General features: G+C 65.7%; 20 protein-coding genes. 5 read left to right on the plus strand and 15 right to left on the minus strand.

Annotation, left to right across the window (positions count from 1 at the left end):
• Positions 1-109: 109 nt before the first annotated feature.
• The 6 genes from ACXAGF_RS20680 to ACXAGF_RS20705 form a co-directional block, all read right to left on the minus strand.
• Entirely contained in the window at positions 110-1,543 is a 1,434-nt protein-coding gene (locus ACXAGF_RS20680) for an aldehyde dehydrogenase family protein (protein ID WP_475019423.1), read from the minus strand.
• Positions 1,544-1,758: 215 nt separating this feature from the next.
• Positions 1,759-2,295: a glyoxalase superfamily protein gene (locus ACXAGF_RS20685; RefSeq protein WP_475019424.1), complete on the minus strand. Its 537-nt coding sequence runs from the start codon at positions 2,293-2,295 to the stop codon at positions 1,759-1,761.
• A gap of 196 nt (positions 2,296-2,491) precedes the next feature.
• Positions 2,492-3,994 (minus strand): S10 family peptidase, encoded by a 1,503-nt coding sequence (locus ACXAGF_RS20690; protein ID WP_475019425.1) that lies wholly within the window; start codon positions 3,992-3,994, stop codon positions 2,492-2,494.
• A gap of 83 nt (positions 3,995-4,077) precedes the next feature.
• A complete protein-coding gene (locus ACXAGF_RS20695; RefSeq protein ID WP_475019426.1) occupies positions 4,078-5,235 on the minus strand; it encodes an aromatic ring-hydroxylating oxygenase subunit alpha in 1,158 nt (385 codons plus the stop codon).
• A gap of 126 nt (positions 5,236-5,361) precedes the next feature.
• A complete protein-coding gene (gene cueR, locus ACXAGF_RS20700) occupies positions 5,362-5,754 on the minus strand; it encodes a Cu(I)-responsive transcriptional regulator (RefSeq protein ID WP_475019427.1) in 393 nt (130 codons plus the stop codon).
• A complete protein-coding gene (locus ACXAGF_RS20705) occupies positions 5,751-8,258 on the minus strand; it encodes a heavy metal translocating P-type ATPase (RefSeq protein ID WP_475019428.1) in 2,508 nt (835 codons plus the stop codon). The genes cueR and ACXAGF_RS20705 overlap by 4 nt, the downstream gene beginning before the upstream one ends.
• A gap of 190 nt (positions 8,259-8,448) precedes the next feature.
• Between ACXAGF_RS20705 and ACXAGF_RS20710 the strand changes: the two genes are divergently transcribed.
• Positions 8,449-9,168, plus strand: a complete 720-nt coding sequence (locus tag ACXAGF_RS20710; RefSeq protein WP_475019429.1) for a membrane-anchored protein — start codon at positions 8,449-8,451, stop codon at positions 9,166-9,168.
• Between the two features lie 10 nt (positions 9,169-9,178).
• Here ACXAGF_RS20710 and ACXAGF_RS20715 read toward each other — a convergent pair whose 3' ends face one another.
• A complete protein-coding gene (locus ACXAGF_RS20715; protein WP_475019430.1) occupies positions 9,179-10,120 on the minus strand; it encodes a glycosyltransferase family 92 protein in 942 nt (313 codons plus the stop codon).
• A 244-nt stretch (positions 10,121-10,364) separates the two neighbouring features.
• On the opposite strand from ACXAGF_RS20715, the gene ACXAGF_RS20720 reads away from it, so the two are divergent.
• Positions 10,365-11,051 carry a glycosyltransferase gene (locus ACXAGF_RS20720; RefSeq protein ID WP_475019431.1) on the plus strand — a complete coding sequence of 229 codons (687 nt, stop codon included), beginning with the start codon at positions 10,365-10,367 and terminating at the stop codon, positions 11,049-11,051.
• Positions 11,052-11,063: 12 nt separating this feature from the next.
• Complete coding sequence (locus ACXAGF_RS20725; RefSeq protein WP_475019432.1) at positions 11,064-11,921, plus strand: 3-deoxy-manno-octulosonate cytidylyltransferase; 858 nt, start codon at positions 11,064-11,066, stop codon at positions 11,919-11,921.
• A 31-nt stretch (positions 11,922-11,952) separates the two neighbouring features.
• On the opposite strand, the gene ACXAGF_RS20730 is transcribed toward ACXAGF_RS20725, so the two are convergent.
• The 8 genes from ACXAGF_RS20730 to ACXAGF_RS20765 all read right to left on the minus strand — a co-directional run bounded on the left by ACXAGF_RS20730 (position 11,953) and on the right by ACXAGF_RS20765 (position 20,602).
• On the minus strand, positions 11,953-13,353 hold the full coding sequence (locus ACXAGF_RS20730; RefSeq protein ID WP_475019433.1) for a mannitol dehydrogenase family protein: 1,401 nt from the start codon (positions 13,351-13,353) through the stop codon (positions 11,953-11,955).
• Positions 13,354-13,357: 4 nt separating this feature from the next.
• The gene (gene uxuA, locus ACXAGF_RS20735; protein ID WP_475019434.1) at positions 13,358-14,554 is read right to left on the minus strand and encodes a mannonate dehydratase; all 1,197 of its coding nucleotides are present in this window, start codon (positions 14,552-14,554) and stop codon (positions 13,358-13,360) included.
• Positions 14,555-14,572: 18 nt separating this feature from the next.
• Positions 14,573-15,622 (minus strand): L-idonate 5-dehydrogenase, encoded by a 1,050-nt coding sequence (locus ACXAGF_RS20740; protein ID WP_475019737.1) that lies wholly within the window; start codon positions 15,620-15,622, stop codon positions 14,573-14,575.
• 14 nt (positions 15,623-15,636) lie between these two features.
• Positions 15,637-17,043, minus strand: coding sequence for a TRAP transporter large permease (locus ACXAGF_RS20745; protein ID WP_475019435.1), 1,407 nt, complete (start codon positions 17,041-17,043; stop codon positions 15,637-15,639).
• Positions 17,044-17,046: 3 nt separating this feature from the next.
• Entirely contained in the window at positions 17,047-17,619 is a 573-nt protein-coding gene (locus ACXAGF_RS20750) for a TRAP transporter small permease (RefSeq protein ID WP_475019436.1), read from the minus strand.
• A 73-nt stretch (positions 17,620-17,692) separates the two neighbouring features.
• Positions 17,693-18,667 carry a sialic acid TRAP transporter substrate-binding protein SiaP gene (locus ACXAGF_RS20755; protein WP_475019437.1) on the minus strand — a complete coding sequence of 325 codons (975 nt, stop codon included), beginning with the start codon at positions 18,665-18,667 and terminating at the stop codon, positions 17,693-17,695.
• A 65-nt stretch (positions 18,668-18,732) separates the two neighbouring features.
• Positions 18,733-19,446, minus strand: a complete 714-nt coding sequence (locus tag ACXAGF_RS20760; protein WP_475019438.1) for a FadR/GntR family transcriptional regulator — start codon at positions 19,444-19,446, stop codon at positions 18,733-18,735.
• 88 nt (positions 19,447-19,534) lie between these two features.
• Positions 19,535-20,602, minus strand: a complete 1,068-nt coding sequence (locus ACXAGF_RS20765; RefSeq protein ID WP_475019439.1) for an Ldh family oxidoreductase — start codon at positions 20,600-20,602, stop codon at positions 19,535-19,537.
• A gap of 157 nt (positions 20,603-20,759) precedes the next feature.
• Here ACXAGF_RS20765 and ACXAGF_RS20770 point away from each other — a divergent pair, with 157 nt between their 5' ends.
• On the plus strand, positions 20,760-21,758 hold the full coding sequence (locus ACXAGF_RS20770) for a GntR family transcriptional regulator (RefSeq protein WP_475019440.1): 999 nt from the start codon (positions 20,760-20,762) through the stop codon (positions 21,756-21,758).
• A 159-nt stretch (positions 21,759-21,917) separates the two neighbouring features.
• Positions 21,918-23,270, plus strand: coding sequence for an oxygen-independent coproporphyrinogen III oxidase (gene hemN, locus ACXAGF_RS20775; RefSeq protein WP_475019441.1), 1,353 nt, complete (start codon positions 21,918-21,920; stop codon positions 23,268-23,270).
• The last annotated feature ends 79 nt before the right edge of the window (positions 23,271-23,349 follow it).

Here is a 23,349-nt window from a genome sequence, read left to right on the forward strand (position 1 = left end):
AACCACCGCGAATGCAGCGAGGCGCCGCGTGCCCCGGCCAGCAGGGAACGCGGCGCCTCGAAACGCTCTACGCGAAGGCGGCCGCCGCAAGCGGCGCGCCAACGCTCAATCAGGCCGCATCCGGGCGGTGCACGGTCTTGACCTCGAGGAAGTCCTCGAGCCCGAAGATGCCGCCCTCGCGGCCATTGCCGGACTGCTTGTAGCCGCCGAACGGGCTGCCGTAGCGATGCGGACCGCCGTTGATGTGCACCATGCCGGCCCGCAGTCTTGCGGCGACGCGTTCGGCGCGCTCGGGGTCGCCGGTCTGCACATAGGCGGCAAGGCCGTAGCTCGTGTCGTTGGCGATCGCGATCGCCTCCTCCTCGGTGTCGAACGGGATGATCGCAAGAACCGGCCCGAACACCTCTTCGCGGGCGATGCGCATGTCGTTGTTGACGTCGGCGAAGATGGTGGGCTTGACGAAATAACCGGTCTCGAAGCCGGCCGGCTTGCCGGGGCCGCCGACCAGAACGCGCGCGCCTTCGGCGACGCCGGCCTCGATCAGCGCCTGCACGCGGCCGAACTGGATGTGGGAGACGAGCGGACCGATGTGATCGCCCTCTTGCTCGGGATTGCCGACCGTCGCCGCCTTGCCGGCCTCTTCGGCGATCGCCACCGCCTTGTCGTAGACCGAGCGCTGCACCAGCATCCGGGTCGGCGCGTCGCAGGACTGGCCGGAGTTGTTGAAGCACTCGGCGATGCTGCCGGCGACCCGATCTTCCAGGTTGGCATCCTCGAAGACGATGTTGGGCGACTTGCCGCCCAGTTCCAGCGTCACGCGCTTGACGGTTTCGGCCGCGTCCTTGCTGACCGCGATGCCGGCCCGGGTAGAGCCGGTGAACGACATCATGTCGACGTCCTTGTGCTTGGACAGCGCCGCCCCGCATTCGATGCCGTCGCCGTTGACGAGGTTGAAGGTGCCGGCCGGGAAGCCGGCCTCATCGATCATTTCGGCATAGAGCAGCGCGTTGAGCGGGGTAAACTCGGACGGCTTCAGCACGCAGGTGCAGCCGGTGGCAAGGGCCGGGACGACCTTGAGCGCGATCTGGTTGATCGGCCAGTTCCACGGGGTGATCAGGCCGCAAACGCCGATCGGCTCGCGCCGGACGACGTCGCCGTTCGGCAGCACTTCCCGGCTTTTCAGTCCTTTCAGCGCATCGATGAAGCCTTGCAGGTGGCCGACACCGACATGCGCCTGCTGTTCGGTGCTCATCGAGATCGGTGCGCCGAGCTCCAGCGTGATCGTGCGGGCCATCTCGTCATAGCGCCGCTTGTAGATCGAAAGCAGCTTCTCGAGCAGCGCAATGCGTTCGTCGACGCTCGTCTGGCCGTAGCTGGCAAAAGCCCTCTTGGCCGCGGCGACTGCCCGGTCGATGTCCGCCGCCGTCCCCATCGAGATCCAAGCGATCGGCCTTTCCGTCGCCGGATTGATGACCTCCAGATCGTTCGGCTTGATCGGATCGACCCATTTGCCGTCGATATAGAATTTACGCTTGTCGAGCATGCTCTTCTCCCGTCGCATGTGTTCTTTTCGTTGTTCGCCCGCCTTGGGGCCGGCGCGCCGGGGGAGAATGTCGACCGGCGCGCTGCAAAGAGCAAGACCCCCACGCGCCGATTTCTTGGCGGAAGGACCGGCCCGGCGAGTGCTTGTGCGGCCCTGCCTGGCGCGGTTCGCGGAGGGGTGGAGCCTGGTGCGGGCGCTCCACCCGCAGCTGCGGTCTAGCGCTCCTTGATTTCCATAAAGCGGATGCGGTTGTTGAACGGGTCGGTCACCATGACCTCCAGCCGGCCGTCCTCGTCCCGCAGTCCGGGCCGCATATAGCGGTACTGCTGGTCCGCCAGTTCCTTGTGAAAGGCGCGCACGCCCCTCATGTAGACGACCATGTTGCCGCCCGGCGTTGCGTCACCGGCATGCTCGGACAGGTGTAGCCGCAGCCCGCCGCGCGAGACCTGCGTGTAAAGCGGAAAATCCTCGCCGTAGCGGTGCTCCCAGTCGACCTTGAAGCCGAGGAACCCGAGATAGAACTCGTGCGCCTTCGCCACGTCGAAGATCCGCACGATCGGCACGGCCTGCTCGAACGCGATCGCCGCGCCAGCCTCGGCCTCGATTTTCGATGAGAGGATGTTCCAGGTCGCCAACCCGAACTGGCGGGCGACGATCTCAAGTGCCTCGCTGTGGGTGATCGACATGTCGCGGGCGGCAAGTGCCTCCCGCATGGCCTTGGCCATAAGCTTTGCGTCGCGATAGTCGCGCATCTCGTCTCTCCGTTGGCGAAACCTTCGTCAGTGCCCGCATTGCCGACGCCTTCGCCCGACGGTGAAACGGTCAGGAAGCCGATTGGGAGACGTTCGCCATGCCCTGTTGCAGGGCGCGGGCTGCCGGCCGCCTCCAGCCGTGGGCAAACCATAGCCGAGACTGGCGGCTTTGCAACCACCATGCTCGCCGCTGCAGCTAGTTGTTCTGAACACCGCCAAAGAAAATGCGCATGTCGGCGCTGAACCTTCGCCGCTGCTCCGCCTGCGTGTAGAACATGTGGCCGCCGCGATAGATCCTTAGCTCGGCCCGGCCGGCTGCAAGCGACGGCGGCAGATGGTCGATGACATAGCGACTGACGCCGTAGGGCGTCAGGGCATCGCTATATCCATGGGCCACCACGAGCCGAAACGACGGAATGACGGACAACAGGTTGCGCAGATCGTCGGTGGCATCGGCGCCTGCGCGCGAGCCGCCGTCGTTCCATTCCCAGCGCCGGTTCACGTCGGTGTTAAGCAGCGTATAGGTGAGGTCCGTGGCAAAGCCGAGTTCGTTGCGGGCATAGGCGGAAAAGGCGGCGCCATAGGCGCGGGTGAAGCCGTCGAGCACCGCGTCATCTCCCCGGGGGGCGGGAGTTTCCGGATACGGGTCGTCGGCAAGATGGGCTGCGTCGTACGGGCTGGCGATCTTGTCGGGCGCAGCGACGAGGTTCTTGCGATAGAGCCCGCCGACGAAGCCGCGCGCGCGCGCCACGTCGGCCTCGGCAAGCCCGGTCAGCCGCGCCACGCGGGCATAGAACGCCTTCGCCTGCTCGGCGGCCGGTGTCGGCCCGCTCAAGGCGGCAAGGTAGTCGGTCATGGCAAAAGCCTCGGCCTCCTTGACGCCAGCCTCGCTGAAGGCGCCACGTCGCTCCAGCTCGGCCGCCGCCAGCGCCGGCAGTTGCAGCGCGGCCGAAAGAGGCCGCTCGCCCTTGCCGAAGATCATGCTCCCGTCGATCAACGGCGACACCATGACGATCCCGGCGACGAGGAGGCCCTGCCGGTCCTTCAGGGCGGTTGCCACCTTCGCTGCCCGAAAGCCGCCGTAGCTTTCGCCCAGCAGGTACTTCGGCGATGCCGTGCGCCCGTTCCTCTGTGCGTAGAGCGCGATGACCTTTGCCAGGCTCTCCGCGTCCTGCTGCACCCCATAGAAGCCGGATTCATCCTCCTTGCCGGCCGCGCGGCTCCAGCCGGTGCCGACCGGGTCGAGCAGGACGAGATCGGTGAAGTCGAGCCAGCTATCGGGATTGTCGGACAGCGCGGGCCGCGTGCCGTCGCGATTGGGTCCGTCAAACTGGAGGATACGGGGCCCGACGAGGCCCAGGTGCAGGTAAGCCGAGGCGGCGCCCGGCCCGCCGTTGAAGGCGAAGGTGACCGGGCGATCGGCCCCGGCGTCCTTGGCGACATAAGCGGTGTAGAACATTCTCGCCGTCACCTTGCCGTCCTGCCCGCGCAATTCGAGGGTGCCGGCGGTGGCAGCGTAGGAAAGTTCGCGCCCCCCCAGGGCCAGTTCGCGCATCGTTGTCGAATCCGCTGGCAGGAGGCCAAGGATGCCGACGCTGGCCGGCCGTTCCGCGGGGGAGGGCGGCGACTGAGCAATGGCGAGGGATGGCCCTGCCAGCGCAAAGAGCAGCAAGGCCATCGAAAAAAGGTGGCGGCGCACGTCCGGTTCCTCGTTCTGCAACTCGGCTGCAGTCTAGGAGTGGCGGCGCCGGACCGGAACTCAACTCAAATTGATCGACCCGTTCAGGAGGATCCTTTCGCGATCGCCGCCCGGACCCATTGCTGGAAGCGGTAGACGTCGAATTCCTGCGGCATCAGCCTGCCGCGTTCGAATCGCTCGCTCTTCAGGCCGCGCTGGTTCATCTCGCAGGCCTGGCCGTCCTGGCTCATGACGAGGCCGGCAAAGTTTACGACATTGCCCATGTCGAAGCCCGGGGCGGCGAGCGTTTCGGGCAGAAACAGCCATTCGGCCCTCAGTTCCGTCAGTTCCGGTCCGAGCGGCCGCAGCGACACGGCGCGCACATAGTCGACGTGGGCGACGACGAACATGGTCGGGACCATGGTGACGAAGGTCTGACCGGCGGCCCGATCGTCGTCCGTGAGGTCGGGAAACTCCGGTCCGCAGGGCTGGCCGTTCATCGTCCAGCTCTTCGCCCCGGTCTTGAGCGCGGGGGCGTGCGGATCTGCCTCCGGGCGCCAGCCTGGCGCCTCGTTCGGCGCCATGTAGCCCTTGGAGTAGATCGGCACCATCTCCGACAGTTCCGGATGGATGCCGGGGCAGTGCAGGCACTCGTTGTAGTTCTCCCAGAAGATCTTCCAGTTGCAGGCCAGTTGCTTGACCCATGTGTGCCCGGTGACGAGATCGCGCATCGGCCAGTGATCGAGCGCGTCGACGCCAAGGTCGGGAACCGCGTCGAAGGCGGGCGGCTCGTCGGCGAGGCAGACATAGAGAAAGCCGTTCCACTCCTTGACGTGGATCCTGTAGAGCCCGTGTTCCTCCTTGCGGAAGTCGGTGGTGGCCGAGACGAACGGCGTGCGCACCAGGTCGCCGGAGAAGCTGTAGCTCCACTGGTGGTAAGGGCATGAAATCAGCTTCGACTTCAGGCTCCTTTCGTCGGTGTGGCACAACTCGGCGCCACGATGGCGGCAGGTGTTGTGGAACGCCGTGGTCTTGCCGTCGCGATCCTTGACGAGGATGAGGTTCTGCCCGCCGACGGAGATCCGCCGCATCGTCATCGCCGGCAGGTCATTGTCGCGACCGACATAGATCCAGTGCCGCCGCCAGATCGCCTTCTCCTCAGCCGTGTACCACTCTGGGTCGAAATAGGCGCTGGCGGGGAGGGAGGCCGGGCAATGGTCGAGAAGGGGAGAGCCCGGCGGCTCCGTACTGATTTCGTTCATCATTCACCTCCACTGGCATCACGTCCCATGCGAACGGCATGAATTTTGAAGGTAAATTGCGCTCATATTGAATGAACTGTCAATCAATAAGTCTCGTTGCCCGGTGTGGGTGGGGCGACCCGAGCCCTATCCTCCGACGGCGAGCCGCTCGAGAATCGGGCAGTCCGGCCGATCATCGCCGTGGCAGTTGGCGGAAAGATGCTGCAACGTCAGCACCATTTCCTGCAGCTGGCGCATCTTGGCCGTGAGTTCGTCGATATGTGCGGCGGCGATGCGCTTGACGTCGGCGGAAGCGCGGCCGCGATCCTGCCAGAGGGTCAGCAGGTCGCGGATCTGGGCGATGGAGAAGCCGAGGTCGCGTGCGCGCCGGATGAAGGTGAGCGTGGCGATGTCGTTTGGCCCGTAGGTTCGATACCCTGATCCGGTCCGGCCGGCCAGCCTGATCAGGCCGATTGCCTCATAGTGGCGGACCATCTTGGCTGTCACTCCGCTTGCGGTTGCCGCTTGACCGATGTTCATGCAAAGTCCTCCCTGACGGTGTGCGAGATTTCCGCTGGCCGGAAACGCTTCAACCGCAGCGCGTTGGTGACGACGAAGACGCTCGAGAGCGCCATAGCGCCTGCCGCGATCGCCGGCGACAGCAGCAGGCCGAGGGCCGGATAGAGCGCGCCGGCGGCGACCGGGATCAGCGCAACATTGTAGCCGAACGCCCAGAACAGGTTCTGGCGGATGTTGCGCATGGTAGCCTTCGAAAGCGCGATGCCGGTGGCGACACCACGCACGTCTCCGGCCATCAGAACGATATCGGCGCTTTCGATGGCGACATCCGTGCCGGTGCCGATGGCGATGCCGGTGTCAGCTGCGGCGAGGGCCGGGGCGTCGTTGATGCCATCGCCGACAAAGGCGACTTTCTTCCGCCCGCCATCGGCAAGTGTCCGCACGGCCTCGACCTTGCCGTCCGGCAACACCTCGGCCAGAACCGTGCCGATGCCGAGCTGGACCGCGACCGCCTCGGCCGTCCGGCGGTTGTCGCCGGTGATCATCGCCACTTCGACGCCCAGCGCCTTCAGCTGCGCTATCGCTTCCCGGCTGCTCGGTTTGAGCGGATCGGAAACGGCCAGGAGGGCGGCGAGCCTGCCGTCGAGCGCGGCGTAGAGAGGAGAGGCCCCCCTTGCCGCAAGCGCCCCGGCTTCTCCGGCAAGCGGCGCGACATCGATGCCTCGTGACGCCATGAAGGCCGCCGAACCCACCTCGACCTTTCGCTCCGTCACGGTAGCGGAAATGCCCTGGCCCGAGGTCGCTACGAAATCATCGGCGGGCTCGAGCTTCAGGCCCTCCGCCTTCGCCGCTGCATGGATCGCGCGTGCGATCGGATGCTCCGAGCGCACCTCGGCGGCGGCCACCAGCGCCAGGACGGCCTTTCGATCGAAACCGTCGACCGTCACGACCTTGGTCAGTTCCGGCCGGCCGAGCGTGAGCGTCCCGGTCTTGTCGACGGCGACGATGTCGGTCGACTCCAGCGTCTGCAGCGCCGTTCCCTGGCGAAAAAGCACGCCAAGCTCGGCCGCGCGCCCCGTCCCCGTGATGATCGAGGTCGGCGTGGCAAGCCCCATCGCACAGGGGCAGGCAATGATCAGCACCGCGACGGCCGCGACGAGCGCATGCGCGAGCGCCGGGCTCGGGCCAAGCGCGGACCAAAGCCCGAAGGTGACGAGCGCGACTGCGATAATCACCGGTACGAACCATTGCGTGACGCGATCGACGAGCGCCTGGATCGGCAGCTTGGCCGCCTGCGCATCCTCGACCATGCGGATGATCTGCGACAGCACGGTATCGGCACCAACGCGGGTGGCGCGAAAGGTGAACGATCCGGTCGTGTTGATCGTGCCGCCGGTGACCGTGTCTCCGACCTGACGCTCGACCGGCATCGGCTCACCCGTGATCATCGATTCATCGATAAAGGAGCGTCCCTCCGTGACCTCGCCGTCCACCGGCACCTTTTCGCCCGGCCGCACCAGGACGAGGTCGCCCGGCACCACTGCCTCGAGGGCGACGTCGACGGGTTCGCCTTCCTTCAGAACGCGGGCGGATGTGGCCCGCAGGCCGGCGAGATGGCGGATCGCCTCGCCGGTCCGGCCCTTGGCGCGGGCCTCAAGATACCGGCCAGCGAGGATCAGCGTGACGATAACGGCGGCGGCCTCGAAATAGACGGCGGCCGAGCCGCCGGGAAGCCAGTCGGAGGCAAAGGTGGCGACCGTGGAAAAGCCCCAGGCCGCGCTGGTGCCGATCACCACCAGCGCGTTCATGTCCGGCGCGCCGCGAAGCAGGCTCGGGATGCCCTTGCTGAAGAAGCGCCGGCCGGGTCCGGCCAGCACGAGTGTCGCCAGCACGAACTGGATGATGCGGCTCGCCTGCATGCCGAGCGTGTCGTGGATGTAGTGGCCGAAAGTCGGCACTGCATGCGCGCCCATCTCCATGACAAACAGCGGTGCGGTCAGGGCGGCCGCGAGCACCAGATCGCGGCGCAACGCCGCGATCTCGTCGGCGCGCCGACTGTCGTCGGAACTGCTTTCGGAGGCGTCCGTCTCGCGTATGGTGGTGTAGCCGATCTTCTCGACCGCTGCGGCGAGATCGTCGAAGCTGGCGCCGCCGCGCAGGAACACAACGCGCGCGTGTTCGGTGGCAAGGTTCGCCGTGGCATCGAGGACACCGGGAACCGCCTTCAGGGCGCGCTCGACCCGGCCGATGCAGGAGGCGCAGGTCATGCCCTGGATTGGAAACTCCAGCGTTTCCTCGGCGACACCGTAGCCCGCCGCGCGCACGGCCGCTGCGACGGCGGCGGCGTCCGGACGACCATCGAAGATAACGTCCGCCTTCTCGCTCGCCAGGTTGACGGCGGCGCCGGAAACGCCGGACACGCTAGTGATCGCCTTTTCCACCCGGCGCACGCAGGAGGCGCAGCTCATGTCCGCGATTGAGAGTTTAATGGTATGCCGGTTTCCCGGCTCGTTCAAAGCGTGCATGGCATACGTCCCAGTTTGACGATCCGATCTTGCACCTTCCCATCATGTCAAGGTCAAGTGCCTTGTTGGCGGCGCCACACAACGAAGTCGATCGATTTCGGCCCGTTGCGGCCAGTGCGTGCATTGACAGGCATGCCCGATCGGAGGATTAGGCTCTCCCTTCGACAGGAACGACAGCAGGCAGCCACGCGTGACCTTTACCGAAGCGAAGACGCGGCTCTATCGCCGCATCAAGTACAACCTCCTGCGGCCGCGCCCACCGGCCTCGCCGCTGAACCTTGACGGCCCGGTCGTGGTGGTCGGATCCGCACCGATTTCCCACAAGCCCGCCGGCTTCGACGCGCGCTATCGCGTGATCACCGTCAACGGGGCGCAGATGGTGACGGCGAAGTGGGGTCTCGAGAAGCCCGACATCACCTTCATGATGTTCAATCAGGTGCGCGGCACCAACACGAACGCCATCGAGGTTCGACGGGTGCTGAGGGGCCAGCGTACCGGCGCTCTCTACGTCTTGCTGTGGCGCGAGGGGCTGGCCTCGTTGAAAGAGGGGCTGGAGGCCTTCGACTATCGCTATGACAGCCTGCACATGGTCGATCGCTACCAGCGCATGGCTCTCCTCGACCGGGTCTGCGGCTTCCGCAGCGACGAACTGGAAGCCGAGGCCAAGTGCTCGAACGGCATCAACGCCGCCCTGTTTGCGCTCTTTCACGGCGCGCCCGCGGTGATCCTCACCGGGATCAGCCCGCATACCAGCGGCCATGCCTACAACCAGGAGAACCTGCCCCGCCTTCACAAGGACATGGATCAAAAGGCGCTGCAGGCGCTTCGCTCCAGGGACTATCCCATCTTCACGGCCGACCCCGACGTCGCCGAGGCCAGCGGGCTGCCGTTGTGGACAGGCAGGGTTTGACGCCCGCGCCCTAGGCCGCGGCACCGTCCGGAGCCGCAGGGCCGTCGCTCGCAAGCCGGATGCCGCGGGATTCGACGAAATCGATCATCGCGCGGTCTTCGATTTCGGCTTGCTCGATATTGCGCAGCGAGGTTCGCATCTTCTCGGCGAGCTCCTCGGCGGAGGCCGCATAGTTCGATCCGCGGGCCAGCTTTTCCGCCATCTCCTGCTCGGACTTGCTGTAGTAGTGGTTGAGCTGGAGAAAGGCGTTCGAATAGAAGCGCCGCTCCTTGCGGCCCTTGCGGCTGGTCCGGAAGCCGGCATCGTTTGACGTGACGTCGCCGAATTGGCGGGTCTTGAACTGGTGGATGCTCACCTCGACGACCTCGCAGGGGTCGACGATGCACTTGAAGTTCGTCACATGCTCGTCGAGGCTGAGCGGATCGGCGCTTCGGCGGGTGTAGTTCAGGGCGACCGGACCATCCGGCCGCGCCTTGTGGCCGCTGGTGCCGAACATGTGCCAGGGGAGCGACACGTTGGGAAAGTCACCGGTCGCGGCGAGCGCCGCCTCGATCGTGTCGCCGGTTCTCGGCAGCAGGAACTCGTCGGCGTCGATGAACGCCATCCGGCGAAAGTGGCCGCCGAAGTTGATGATCGCATGGGCGAAGGCGAGAACCTGGCCGTCGATCAGCTGGCCGGTCTTGGATGAGCAGACCCGGCCGGCCCAGGGCACGATCGTCAGAGCGTCCGGTTCGAGCACGGCCCGCAGGATGTCGCAGGTCGGATCGGTCGATCCGTTGTCATAGACGATGAAGTGGCGCACGCCGACGGCGCGGTGAAAGCACACCCACTCCTCGATGTAGCGGGCTTCGTCCTTCACGCAGAGTGCGACCGCGATGCCGTGCCGTGCCGGCTCGGGCGCGGGAGGGGTGATGGTAAGGCCCTTGATGGTGCTCTTGCGAAACCAGCGCATCTCGTCTCCGTTGTTCGCCCCGCTCCTCGACCGGACGATCCGTCGGCCATCCTTCGGCGTAATATCCCACGGTATATTGTCAGATATCGAGCCGGGCCAGCCCCCACGCGGCTGGCACTTGATGTCACGCCTTGCGAGCTTCGCCCGCATTGACATGGCTTTTGCACTCATGCACTGCTAGCCGCGCTCGCTGCCGCTTGATACGAGGCAGGCGTTGGCAAGGAAAATTTGAAAGGTGACCGGCATGAGAGATGATGTTGCACGCATTTTTGTTGGCTTCGACTCCAAGGAAATCGTCGCCTATCACGTCCTGTGCCAGAGCATCCTCGAACATTCGAGCATTCCGGTGACGTTTTCCCCGATTGTGCTGAACAATCTCGGCGACATCTTCACCCGTGAGCGCAATCCGCTGCAGTCGACGGAATTTTCGTTCTCCCGGTTCCTGGTGCCCTACCTCAGCAACTATGAGGGCTGGAGCATGTTCATGGACTGCGACATGCTTGCGCGTGCCGACATCGCCGAGCTGTGGGCGCTGCGCGACGACCGCTATGCGGCGATGTGCGTGAAGCACGACTACGTGCCGAAGATCGAGACGAAGTTCCTCGGCCAGACCCAGACGAAATACGAGAAAAAGAACTGGTCGAGCATGATCCTGTTCAACAACGCCAAGTGCCGGGCGCTGACCAAGGATTTCGTCAACACCGCGACCGGTCTGCAATTGCACCAGTTCAAGTGGCTCGACAGCGACGAGCAGATCGGCGAGATCCCGGTGGCCTGGAACTACCTCGTCAACGAGTACGACTACCGCAACGATGCGCGGATCGTGCACTTTACCGATGGCGGTCCCTATTTTGACGAGTATCGAAATGACGACTACGCGGAGGAGTGGTTCGCCGCCCGCGACCGCGTGCTGTCGGTGCAGCAGAAGTAGCGGACGATTCGCGTGGATACGCCCGGGACCCGCGCGGACAACAGCCTGCCGCCAAGGGGCGCAGCATCGGGGCTGAATGGGCCAGAGGACTGGCGCCGGCTGTTCGAGCCCTATTCGCACATCGTGCTTGTCGCCAACAGCGAAGCGATGGACGTCGCGGCGCTGCGCGCGGCGTTTCCGTCCAGTACCTTGTTCGTGTTCTTCAACAAGGTCTACAAGGTGCTGGAGCGACCCTTCGACGGACACGCCTTGCTCGTGTCGCGAGGGCAGCCGCGCGGGGCCAACATCGTCTATCGCGACGAAGTGCGGGACGTGCTGGCCTTTTTCGACACGGCCCATTTCCTTGGCATCATGAACATCCGGCTGGACGCTTCGGAGCGGCTGAACACGGCGGCCGATTTCAAGGACGCGCCGACCGGTCACCTGGACCTGATCGGCCATTTCGACGACGTCTATAGCGAGGGCAGGATTCCGACCAGCGGCTTCGGGCTGGCGCTCTGGCTGAGCGAACTGCGGCTCTCCGCCGACATCGTGCTCGCCGGCTTCACCGCACGGCGGAGCGAGAAGTGGCGGGTGGTCTCGGTCCACGACTGGACCTTCGAGCAGGTGTTCCTGCGACTCTTTGCCCGGCTCGGCAAACTCACCATCCATGGCGGCGTCGCAACCAACCCCTATGCCCGGCTCACCGCGCGCTTTCCGGAGATCCCGCCGGCGGAGATAGCCCTTGCCGCCGACGAGGTTCTCTCGGAGCGGCTGTCGAACACCGACGCCGAGGTCGACAAGCTCATCTCGCTGACCAACATCATACGGGCCGCCGACAACCTGTTGCGGCGGATCAGGCCGTCCTTTCTCAAGCGACGGCCGCGTTAGCCGGTCCGATGGGGACCACTCGTGTGGCTGGCTAGACGGTTTTCAATTCGGCATTGACCAGATCGCGCCAGGCGCGGGACTCGACGAGATCGGTCGGGAAGAGCCCGTCAAGGGCGAAGAACGAGGCGGAGTGATCGACTGGATCGACCTGCCGGGCGGCCGCGAGCAGTTCGCCCCGGCGCGGATCGTCGGCATCCATGCGCTTGCGCACGGCAGCGATCCACAGCGCGACGACGCGGGCAAAGGCGGCCCCGTCTCCGCCGGCCTTGAGCGCGTCGACGGCCGGCGCAAAGATGCGCTGCGGCAGCTTCTGGGTACTGTCCATGGCGATCTGCGCGGTGCGGTGTGCGATCGCCTTGTTGGCGAAGCGCTCGACGAGCTGCCGTCGGTATTCGTCGAGATCGATGCCCGGCACGGGATCGAGCGTCGGGACCACCGCCTCCATGTGCTTGCGCACCTGGTTCACCAGCTCGGGCACGGCCATCACGTCGCGCACGAATTCCAGGCCGTGCAGCAGCCCGAGATGGGCAATCAGCGTGTGTGAACCGTTCAGCAGGCGCAGTTTCATCTTCTCGTAGGGCTCGACATTGTCGGCGAAGATGGCCCCGCCCTGCTCCCAGGCCGGGCGTCCCGAAACGAAGTCGTCCTCGATGACCCATTGCAGGAATGGCTCGGTTTCCAGCGCCAGCATGTCCGTAGCCCCGAGCAGGGCCGTGGCGCGCGCGCGCGTTTCGTCGGTGGCCGCAGGTACGATGCGGTCGACCATGCTGCAGGGGAAGGTGCCATTCTCGGCGATCCACCGGGCCAGATCCGGATCCCGCCGCTCGGCCATGTCGAGCACGAGGCGGCGGACGACCCTGCCGTTGGCCGGCAGGTTGTCGCAGCAAAGGACGGTGTACGGCTGCAGGCCCTTGGCGCGCCGCAAAGCGAGTCCCTCGACCAGGAACCCGAGCGCGCCGACCGGTGCGTGCGGGTTGGCGAGGTCGGCGGCGACCGAAGGATGACCGTCGTCAAGACCGCCCGTCGCCGGGTGCAGGCCATAGGCCTTTTCCGAGACGGTGAGCGTCACGATGCGGATGTCGGGGCTGGCGAGATAGTCCAGCACCTTCCGGCGATCCTGTGCGGCGCAGATCCAGTCGACCGCCGCGCCGATCACCTCGGCCGTTTCGCCGTTCGGTCCACGCACGACGACCGTGTAGAGGCCGTCCTGAGCCTGCATGGCCTCGACCGGTTCGGCCGAGCGCAGGTTGACCGCGACGATGCCCCAGGGGCCAAGAGCGTGTTCAAGCGCGCGCTGGGTATAGACCGCCTGATGCGCGCGGTGAAAGGCACCGAGGCCGATGTGGACAATGCCGGGGCGTAGGGTTGTGCGGTCGTAGGCGGGCCCGGCGACGCTCGGGGGCAGGATGGTTTCGGCGGAGAGGCGTTGCATGGCGTCAGACCCGGTGGTTGCGAGGGTGGAGCAGGGCGCGTTCGATGCCGCGCAGTTCGGCCAGGCCCTTGAGCCGGCCGATGGCCGGATAGCCGGGCTGGGCGCCGCGGGTCAGGTCGTCGAGGATCTCCTGGCCGTGATCGGGGCGCATGGGAATGCGGTGGTCCTCGCGGCCCTCGGCGCGGCGGCGTTTCTCCTCTTCGAGCAGCGCGGCGATGACGGCGACCATGTCGGTGCCCCCTTCCAGATGCTCGTCCTCGAAGAACGAGCACGGCACGGTATCGGTGTCGCGGGTGACGTTGCGCAGGTGCACGAAATGGATCCGCTCTGCAAATCGGCTGGCGATCGAGGGCAGGTCGTTGTCGGCGCGCGCGCCGAGCGAGCCCGTACACAGCGTCACGCCGTTGGCGAGGCTGTCCACCTGGCTCAGCATGTGAGCATAGTCGGCCTCCGTCGAAAGGATGCGCGGCAGGCCGAGCAGCGGCCAGGGCGGATCATCGCCGTGCGCGCAGATGTTGATGCCGACGTCCTCGGCCACGGGCGTCACCTCGGACAGGAAGTCGACGAGATGGGCCTGCAGCTTCGTCCGATCGATACCCTGGTAGGACCGCAACTTCTCGAGAAGCTGGTCGAGCGTATAGCCGTCGGCAGAGCCGGGCAGACCCGCCCCGATGTTCCTGCCGAGTGCTGCGATCTTCTCCTCCGGCATCATCGAGAACCGTTTTGCGGCATCCTCCGCCAGCCATTCGGGATAGTCTTCCTTTGATTCTGGCCGGTTAAGGATGTGGATGTCGAATGCGACGAAATCGACGAGGTCAAAGCGCATCGCCCGGGCGCCGTGGCGGGTCTCCCAGCGAAGGTCAGTGCGTGTCCAGTCGAGGATCGGCATGAAGTTGTAGCAGACGGTCCGGATGCCGCAGGCGGACAGGCGCCTGAGCGTTTCCTGCCAGTTGGCGACATGGCTGCGCCACTCGCCCTTCTGGGTCTTGATGTCCTCGGACACCGGCACGCTTTCGACGACGTCCCAGACGAGGCCGCCGGCCTTGATCTCGGCCTGGCGCTTGCGGATGTCATCGATCGTCCAGGCTGTCCCGGTGGGGACGTGATGCAGGGCGCTGACGATGCCTTCCGCCCCGGCCTGCGCCGCGTCGCGCACCGTGACCTTGTCGACAGGCCCGAACCACCGCCATGTGTGTCGCATTGTCTTGTCCTCTGGTAATCAATCGGAGTCGGCAAGCGTGAGCTGGACCTTGCAGGCCACGGAGCGGTCGCCCGCCTGCTCGAACGCCTCGACCGCCGCGGCAAGCGGGAAGGCGTGGGAAATGATCGGCCGCACGTCGATGGCGCGTCCGGAAATGAGGCCGACCGCCTCGGCGAACTCGCGGTCGAACCGCTGCGAGCCGCGCCAAACGATTTCCTTGGCGACCAGCGCGTTGAGCGGAATGGTCATGTCGCCGGTCACCCCGACCTGTACGATCGTGCCGCGCGGCTTCACCACTGCAAAGGCCGATCGCAGCGCCGGACCTGCGGCCGAGCAGTCGAACACCACGTCGAAGGTGCCCTTGCCTGCCTGCCACGGGCTGAGCCCGTCGGGGTTCTGGCCGACGTTGACGGTTGACGTCGCGCCCATCGCCGGCGCACGGGCGAGGGCGGCGTCGCTGAGATCGGTGACGACGACCTCGGTCGCGCCGGCATGACGCGCTGCTGCAGTGGTCAAAAGGCCGATCGGCCCGGCGCCGGTGACAAGCACGCGCGCACCGGCGAGCGGGCCCGCCTGGGCCACGGCATGCAGGCAGACGGCGAGCGGCTCGGCGCAGGCGGCTTCGCCCGGGGTAATGTCGCTTGCCACCGGGTGGCACTGGATTGCGGGGACCACCAGCCAGTCGCGGAACATGCCCTGCTCGTGCGGCTGGCGCATGGCACTGCCCATGAAGCGCATCTCGAGACAGTGGATCGGCTGGCCGATGCTGCAGTAGTGGCATCTGCCGCAGGGCTGGGACGGGTTGACCGCCACGAGGGCGCCGGCCGCGATGCCGCTCGTGCCTTCGCCGAGCGCTTCGACATATCCCGACGCCTCGTGGCCGGCGATGATCGGCTCGCGTACCCGGACGGGGCCGAAGCCGCCGTCCTGGTAATAATGCAGGTCCGAACCGCAGATGCCGCCCGCCGCCATCCGCAGCAGTACTTCGCCCGGGCCCGGCGTCCGGACCGGCTCGCCCTCGATCCTGAGGTCACGCATTCCGTGAAGTCGTGCCACCCGTGCCAGCATATCCACGCCCCCACTCAACGGATCAGACCGAGTTGCGTCGGCAGCCAGAGCGTGACCGCCGGGACGAAGGTGATCAGAAGCAAGGCGACCAGCAGTGGGATCATCCAGGGGGTGATCGCCATGGTGGTCCGCTCCACCGACAGTTTGGAGATACGCGAGAGCACGAACAACACCATCCCGACCGGCGGCGTCAGCAGGCCGATCATCAGGTTCAGCGTGATGATCAGCCCCAGATGCACCGGGTCGATGCCGTACCGCGCAGCAACCGGCATCAGGATCGGGACCAGAATGCTGATCGCGGCGATGGTGTCGAGAAAAGCGCCGACGACCAGCAGCAGGATGTTGACGAGAATCAGAAACGTCCACCAGTTGTCCGTCAGCGAGAACATGAAGTCGGAAAAGAGCTGCGCAGCCTGGCTGACGGTCAGCAGCCACGCGAAGATCGAGGCCGCCGTCACGATGAACAGCACCGAGGCCGTCGTTTCGATCGTGTCGAAGGATGCCTTGGCGAGCGTCCTGAGCGTCATGGTGCGATATCGAACCAGGCCGAGGAACAATGACCAGATCACGGCCGCGACCGCAGCTTCCGTCGGCGTGAACCAGCCCATGGTCATGCCGCCGATCAGCAGTACCGGCGTCATCAAAGCCATGACCGCGGAAAAGTCGAAGTGCCAGTCGAGCGCGACCAGCACGGCAAGGCCGACAAGCACGGCCACGTTCACCGACAGACCCGCCAGGACGAGCAGATAGATCGCGACCGGGAAACACAGCACGATGACGACTTCCAGCGAGGCCCCAGCCAGCCGCCGCAGTTCGAACGGCGTGTCCGAGCCCCAACCCTTGCGATGGGCGAAGATGAAGACCGTCAGCATCAGGAGGGCCGCCATGACGACACCGGGCAGGATGCCGGCCATGAAAAGCGCGCCGATCGAGGCATTGGCCATCATCCCGTAGATCACGAACGGCAGAGACGGCGGAAAGATCGGGCCGAGCGTTGCCGATGCGGCCGTCACCCCGACCGCGGCTTCCACGGGGTAGCCGTGATCCTTCATGGCCTTGATTTCGATGGTGCCGATGCCGGCCGCGTCGGCGAGGGCGGTGCCGGACATGCCCGAGAAGATGACCGAGCCGATGATGTTCACCTGGGCCAGGCCGCCCTTCATCCAGCCGACCAGCGACAGGGCGAAGTGGTAGATCCGGCCGGTGACGCCGGCAATGTTCATCAGGTTCCCGACCAGGATGAAAAAGGGAACGGCCAGGAGCGGGAAGCTCTCGACGCCGGCGATCATGCGCTGGGCGGCGATGATGTCGGGGGCCACGCCGTAGACCAGGAGATAGGCGAGCGATGCTGCGCCCATGGCGACGGCGACCGGGGTGCCGATCATGAGCAGCAGCAGGAACGATCCGATGAGAAGCACCATGGTTCAGTCCCCCTGCAGGGCGGTCTCTTCCGCCAGCTCGCGCGTGGTCTTCTCGTTGACGAGATCCTTGACGAAGTTTTGCACCGCACGCAGCGCCATCAGCGCGAAGGCGGCCAGCACAGTGTAGAAGACGATGCCGCGCGGCAGGTCGACGGTGACCATGCGTTCGCTGCCGACGATCGCCATGTAGCGCCACATCAGCCAGGTCATGTAGGCGAAGAAGGCGATGACGATGACGTCGACGACGACCTGTAGCAGGCGGGCGATCCGTTTCGGGATGATCCGGTAGAGCAGGTCGACCTGTATGTGGCGCACCATCCGAACGCACATGGTCGAGCCCAGGAACACGACGACAACCAGGCAGTTGGCCGCGATTTCCTCGGTCCACGCCAGGCTGTTGTTCAAGGCATAGCGGGTGAAGAACTGCAGGAAGACGCATAGCGCCATGCCCCAGAAGACCGCCAGCGTCAGCCAGTCCTCGAGCGCATAAGGGGACAGGTCGGCCGGGGCTGCCTCCTCCTCGAAGGCATGCGCCATCTCTTCCACGCTGATCGGCGCGTGTTCTTGCTGTGTCATTTCGATGCTCCAGCGAGCGGATATCGGAAGGTGGAGCCCCCGGCGCACTGCTGTGCCGGGGGCGCGCGCGGTGCTATTGTACGGCGCGGATCGCTTCCCAGTCGGCCTTCTCGTAGCCGAACTCCTCAAAGGTGACCTTTTCGAGCACGGTCTTTTCGAAGTCGGACTTGTCGACCTCGGTGACTGTGATGCCGCGCTCCTTGAAATCGTCGACAAGGGCGTTCTCGCGCTCCTCGATGATCTTGGTGGCGCGCGCTGCGGCTTCCTGCATGACTTCGGTGAAGATCGCCTTGTCTTCGTCGGAGAGGTTGTTCCAGAGGCTCTTCGAGACGACCGTGTTGAGGTGGTCGACGATGTGGCCGGTCAGAACGATGTTCTTCTGAACCTCGTAGAACTTCTTGGCCTCGATCGTCGTCAGGGGATTTTCCTGGGCTTCGACTGTACCGTTCTGAAGGGCCAGGTAGACCTCTGCAAAGGCGATCGGCGTCGTGTTGGCGCCGCAAGCCCGCGGCATTGCCAGATAGGCCGGCACGTCCGGGACGCGGATCTTCAGGCCCTGCATGTCGGCGCAGCTTTCGATCGGCCGGTTGGACGTCGTCTGGCGCGTGCCATAGTAGGTGACGGCGGTGATGTGGTTGCCGGTGGCGTCCTCATACCCCTGCGCCAGACGCTTGAAGACGTCGCTCTTGGTGTAGGCCAGCAGGTGGCTGGGATCGCGGAAGATATAGGGGAAGTAGGTCACTCCAATCGGCTTGAAGTCGCGCGAGGCAAAGCTCGAGCCGGAAATGATGATGTCCACGGTGCCAAGCTTGAGGCCCTGGTTGATGTCGGCCTCCTTGCCAAGCTGCGAGGCCGGAAAGACTTCGACCGTGTAGCGCCCGTCGGTACGCTTGGCGATCTCCTCTGCCGCCCAGACGGACTCGGTGTGGAACGGCTCAGAGGTCTCGTAGACATGCGCCCATTTCAGCGCGGTCTGGGCCTGTGCTGCCAGCGCGGATGCCATCACCAGGGCGGTCGCGCCCAAAACTGCTTTCAATCTGAATGTCATTACTTTCCTCCCGAAATTGATGTCAGATTTCCGATGTTTCGATCCTGCGCCGGATTGCGACAGGCTCACTCTTCTCTCGGCGGCTCCTCCCCGAAGCTCTCGGAGAATCTCTTCTGCGCCAGCGTCAGATGGGCGCGCATGGCCTCACGTGCCGCCGCCGGGTCGCCGCTCGCGATCGCGTCGCGCACGACCTTGTGTTCTTCCAGCGCCAGCTTCCACGTATGCGGGCCCTCGAAATAGCTCGCGAGCTTCTCGAAGTAGGGCGACATGCGCTTGTCGTAGATCAGGCCGGTCACTTGCTTGAGTGCGGCGTTGCCGATGATGTCGGCAATGGCGGTGTGAAAGGCCCTGTCGGATGCCAGGGCGCGCTCCGGTTCGTCGAGCGCGCGCGCCATCGCATCGATGGTCTCGTCCAGCCGGGCGATGCCTTCCGGCGTGACGCGCCGGGCGGCCTCCTCGGCGATGGCGCTCTCGATGATGCAGCGGGCCTGGAGCAGCTCGAACGGACCGTCACTGTCGTCGGCAGGCAGCAGGGCGCTATCCGGCGCGGGTCTGCGCGTGATGTAGACCCCGGACCCCATGCGGATCTGGATGTAACCTTCGATTTCGAGCGCAATCAGGGCTTCGCGGACCGTGGGGCGGGAAACGCCGAGGCGCTCCGCAAGCTCGCGCTCGGCGGGTAGGCGATCACCTGCCGTCAACTCTCCGCTTTCGACGAGCGCGCGAATCTGTTCCGCGACCTGCCTGTAGAGGCGGCGCGGCTCCAACGCCACGAACATTGCTCTTCCTCCCGTGCGCCTCCTCTGGCACACATGTTGGTAAGGTGGCCTTACCAATTTCTCCATTAGAGCCGATATTTTCGAGAAGTCAACCCGCCGCCAGGCCGACCCCATAGCGGGCGGTGAGCTCGTCGAAGGAACCGCGCGTGGCGGGATCGAGCGTCACCCCCTCGACCTCGCGACGCGCCGCCTCCTTCCATTCCCGGTCTCCGGGCGCCATGATCGCGCACCCTTCCCGTGCCGGCGACTGGCACAGGACATCGAGGTAGCGATGCATGCCCGCCTCGACGGTCTTCTGGTCCGCGAAGGCGTCCGGCTTGATCGCCAAGACGAACGCACCCATGCCGCGCGGGGTCGAAAAATCGGGGCCGGGCATCGGTGCGATGTCGAAACTGAGTTTCATCCCGGTCAGAACGGCGCTGAGGATCTCGGCCACTCCGGCCAGTCCCGCCCCCTTGAAGCCGAATTCGCCGCCGAGCGGGGCGAGCATGGCCGCCCCGTCTGGGTCCTGTGTGTCGACGCCGGTCGCGTCCGACGCCACAGAAGGCGGCAGCGCCTTGCCGAGGCTGCGATAGAGCAGCACGCGGTTATAGGGAACGGCGCTCGTCGCCATGTCCAGGAGCCAGGGGTCCCGGCCCGGGGCCGGCACGCCGATGGCAATGGGGTTCGTACCGTGAAAGCGCATCGCGCCGTCGTGCAGGCGCACGAAACTGTCGGAGTTGCAGACGGTGAGGCCGACGTAGCCCTGCCGTGCCGCCTCCAGCGCGTAGGCGCCAGCCGGTCCGAAATGCGAGGTATTGCGGATGCCGACCGCGGCAATGCCGAACTGCCCGGCCAAAGCCACGGCCCGTTCCATGGCGCGGTAGGCGGCCAGCGCCCCGTGTGCATCGTCGGCGTCGAGGGTCTCCACCGCGCCGAAGCCCGAAATCCGTCGCAGCCGCGGCGTCTTGTTGATGCGGCCGCCTTCCAGGGCGGTAACGTAATGCGAAAGCAGCCGGACACCGTGGCTATCCACGCCGTGACGCGTGCCGTGCAGCATCGCGCGCGAGGCCGCGTCCGCAGTCGCAGTGTCGGCGCCGCAGGCGCGCAGAACGTCCCGGCAAAAGCGGTCGAGGGCTGCAAGCGTTACGGTCGACGGAGCACTGGAATTCGACACGATCTGGCCTCTCTCGTCCAATTGTATGGTGTGCACACTAGACAATACGGTATTGGCGTGCAATCCCGGTCGTTGCTGCCGCGATCCGTCACGGCGTCGCCGGTGGCGTGCGCCAATACCGCGGTCAGCACTTGCCAACGGGAGGCTGCACCCCGACATGCGAGAACGTACTTCCGGCATCGCGCCGAGGCTTTACCAGCGTGCGAGCGAGGCGCTTGCGGCGGACATCGCCAGCGGCGCGATCGCCGCCGGCGCCCAACTGACGGAAACCGGCGTGGCGGCGCGCTTCGGCATCAGCCGGGCGCCGGCGCGGCAGGCCCTTGCCGTGCTTGAACATCAGGGTCTGGTGCGCAAGGCCAAGACCCGGGGCTACCAAGTGCTCGCCGCCGAGGGCAGCGGGACGCCGCCGGACCGGGGGTTGCCGGTGCCGCGCGCGGAGACAGGCGGCAACATCCGATCGCAGTCGAGCTGGGAACTCATCTACCCCGGCATCGAAAGCGAGATCGTGGCGCGGACCTCGCTCGCCAGCTGGCGTATCAACGAGGCGTTGCTTGCCAGGCACCATCGCGTCAGCCGGACCGTCGCCCGCGACGTGGTCGGCCGCCTGCAGCAGCGCGGGATCGCCAGGAAGGACGACCGTGGCCGCTGGTATGCGCCGGCGCTGACGGCCAAGCACATCGACGAGCTCTATGAGCTTCGGTGGGTGCTCGAGCCGCTGGCGCTGGAAAAGGCTTTCTCCGAATTGCCGCAAGGCTTCCTGGCGCGGCTGCGGGCCAACGTCCTCGCGGCGATCGACACCGGCGGCGCGATCGACGGTGACACTTTGGACGCGCTGGAACACGAGCTTCACGTCGAAATGCTCGGCTACTGCGGCAATGAAGCACTGATGCGGGCGATCAGCCTGCCGCAGGCGCTGCTGGTCACCCATCATTTTCTGTACCGATGGACGGCGGAGCTTTTCGGCAGCGAGCCGTTTCTGCCCGAACACCTGGATATCATCGATCGCCTGCTTGCCAGCGACGTGCCCGGCGCCAAGGCTGCGCTGGTCCGCCACCTGCAGGTCTCGCGCGAACGCGCCATGCGGCGTATCGCAACCGTCGCACAGGCACTGTCGCCGGACGGTCTGCCCTATCTGGAACGGCTGGACGAAACCTGAAGGGAGCCCGGTGACGGCGGGCCTTCGGCGTGCGGCGGCCGATCTGGTCCGCCAACGAACAGACATTCGTTGTTCGGAGCCTTCGATTTGAGATTCCGCAAAGACTGGCTGCGGAAGGAGCCATAGGGTCGCGCGGACTTTAACGAGAAGGGTGGATCCATGTCGAAGGCCATCATGGAGAAATACGGCGAGGCGAGGCTCCCGCGCTATACCAGCTATCCGACCGCGCCGCATTTCGCGCCGTTGGCGGAGAGGACAACCTATGCCGACTGGCTCGCCGCCATTCCGCAAGGCGAGAGGACGTCGGTCTATCTGCACATCCCGTTCTGCCGTTCGATGTGCTGGTACTGCGGTTGCCACACCACGATCACCACGCGCGCCCGGCCGATCCTCGACTATCTCGAAGTTCTTCACCGGGAAATCGAACTGGTGTCGCGGGCGAGGGAAGGGTCATTCACCGTTGGCGAGATCCATTTCGGCGGCGGCACGCCGACGATCATCCGTCCGGACGAATTCGTGGCGCTGATGGCCGCGCTGCGAAGCCGGCTCGGCTTTGCGGATCAGGTCAATGTCGCGGTCGAGATCGACCCGCGATCGCTCACCGCCGAAATGGCCGCAGCGCTGGGGCACTCGGGCGTCACGCGGGCCAGCCTCGGCGTGCAGAGCTTCGACCCGAAGGTCCAGGGCGCGATCAACCGCGTCCAGAGCGTGGACATCACCCGTCGTGCCGTTGACGACCTGCGCCGGTCGGGCGTCGCCGCCCTCAACTTCGACCTGATCTATGGGCTGCCGCATCAAACCGTCGAGTCCTGCGTGGCGACCGTCGAGGCCGCTGTCGCGCTCCGGCCCGACCGCTTCGCTGTCTTCGGCTATGCGCATGTTCCGACTTTCAAGAAGCACCAGCGGTTGATCGACGAGGCGGCCCTGCCGGACGCCTGGCAGCGCAGCGCCCAGGCTGAGGCGATCGCGGAGACACTGGTGGCGGCGGGCTATGAACGCGTCGGGCTCGATCATTTTGCCCTGCCGGATGATGACCTGGCGCTGGCCCAGCGCGCCGGCCGCCTGCACCGAAATTTTCAAGGGTACACCACCGACGGCTGTCCGACGCTCGTCGGGCTCGGCGCCTCGGCGATCGGCCGGTTCGCGCAGGGCTACATCCAGAACGAGGTGCCGCCCGGCCGCTATGCCGGCCGGATTGCCGGCGGCGAACTTGCGGCGGCGAAAGGCTACGGCATGACCGCCGAAGACCGTTTCCGTGCGGAATTGATCGAGCGCGTGATGTGCGATTTCTCCGTAGATGTGGCGGCGGTTGCGGGGCGCCACGGCTTTGCGGTCGATTCCGTGCTTTTGGGAAACGTCGTGCTCGACGAACTCGAGCGCGACGGGCTCATTGTCGTCGACGAAGCCGTTGTACGGGTGCAGGAGCGCTATCGCTTCGTCGTCCGTTCCCTCGCCGCCGCTTTCGACGCCCACCTCGACAAGGGCGGCCGCACGTTCAGCAAGGCCGCCTGATTGAGGATCCCGCGCGGCAATTGCCGCGGCCGTATCGAAACGTCCGGGCACATCGACATGCCCGGACGCCTTCCATCAG

This window comes from Mycoplana sp. ABR4_002 (genome assembly GCF_056159645.1).

Coding starts and splice junctions, on each gene's coding strand:
- ACXAGF_RS20680 (WP_475019423.1), bottom strand. CDS start 1,543: ATGCTCGACAAGCGTAAATTCTATATCGACGGCAAATGGGTCGATCCG.
- ACXAGF_RS20685 (WP_475019424.1), bottom strand. CDS start 2,295: ATGCGCGACTATCGCGACGCAAAGCTTATGGCCAAGGCCATGCGGGAG.
- ACXAGF_RS20695 (WP_475019426.1), bottom strand. CDS start 5,235: ATGAACGAAATCAGTACGGAGCCGCCGGGCTCTCCCCTTCTCGACCAT.
- cueR (WP_475019427.1), bottom strand. CDS start 5,754: ATGAACATCGGTCAAGCGGCAACCGCAAGCGGAGTGACAGCCAAGATG.
- ACXAGF_RS20705 (WP_475019428.1), bottom strand. CDS start 8,258: ATGCACGCTTTGAACGAGCCGGGAAACCGGCATACCATTAAACTCTCA.
- ACXAGF_RS20715 (WP_475019430.1), bottom strand. CDS start 10,120: ATGCGCTGGTTTCGCAAGAGCACCATCAAGGGCCTTACCATCACCCCT.
- ACXAGF_RS20720 (WP_475019431.1), top strand. CDS start 10,365: ATGAGAGATGATGTTGCACGCATTTTTGTTGGCTTCGACTCCAAGGAA.
- ACXAGF_RS20730 (WP_475019433.1), bottom strand. CDS start 13,353: ATGCAACGCCTCTCCGCCGAAACCATCCTGCCCCCGAGCGTCGCCGGG.
- uxuA (WP_475019434.1), bottom strand. CDS start 14,554: ATGCGACACACATGGCGGTGGTTCGGGCCTGTCGACAAGGTCACGGTG.
- ACXAGF_RS20740 (WP_475019737.1), bottom strand. CDS start 15,622: ATGCTGGCACGGGTGGCACGACTTCACGGAATGCGTGACCTCAGGATC.
- ACXAGF_RS20745 (WP_475019435.1), bottom strand. CDS start 17,043: ATGGTGCTTCTCATCGGATCGTTCCTGCTGCTGCTCATGATCGGCACC.
- ACXAGF_RS20750 (WP_475019436.1), bottom strand. CDS start 17,619: ATGACACAGCAAGAACACGCGCCGATCAGCGTGGAAGAGATGGCGCAT.
- ACXAGF_RS20755 (WP_475019437.1), bottom strand. CDS start 18,667: ATGACATTCAGATTGAAAGCAGTTTTGGGCGCGACCGCCCTGGTGATG.
- ACXAGF_RS20760 (WP_475019438.1), bottom strand. CDS start 19,446: ATGTTCGTGGCGTTGGAGCCGCGCCGCCTCTACAGGCAGGTCGCGGAA.
- ACXAGF_RS20770 (WP_475019440.1), top strand. CDS start 20,760: ATGCGAGAACGTACTTCCGGCATCGCGCCGAGGCTTTACCAGCGTGCG.
- hemN (WP_475019441.1), top strand. CDS start 21,918: ATGTCGAAGGCCATCATGGAGAAATACGGCGAGGCGAGGCTCCCGCGC.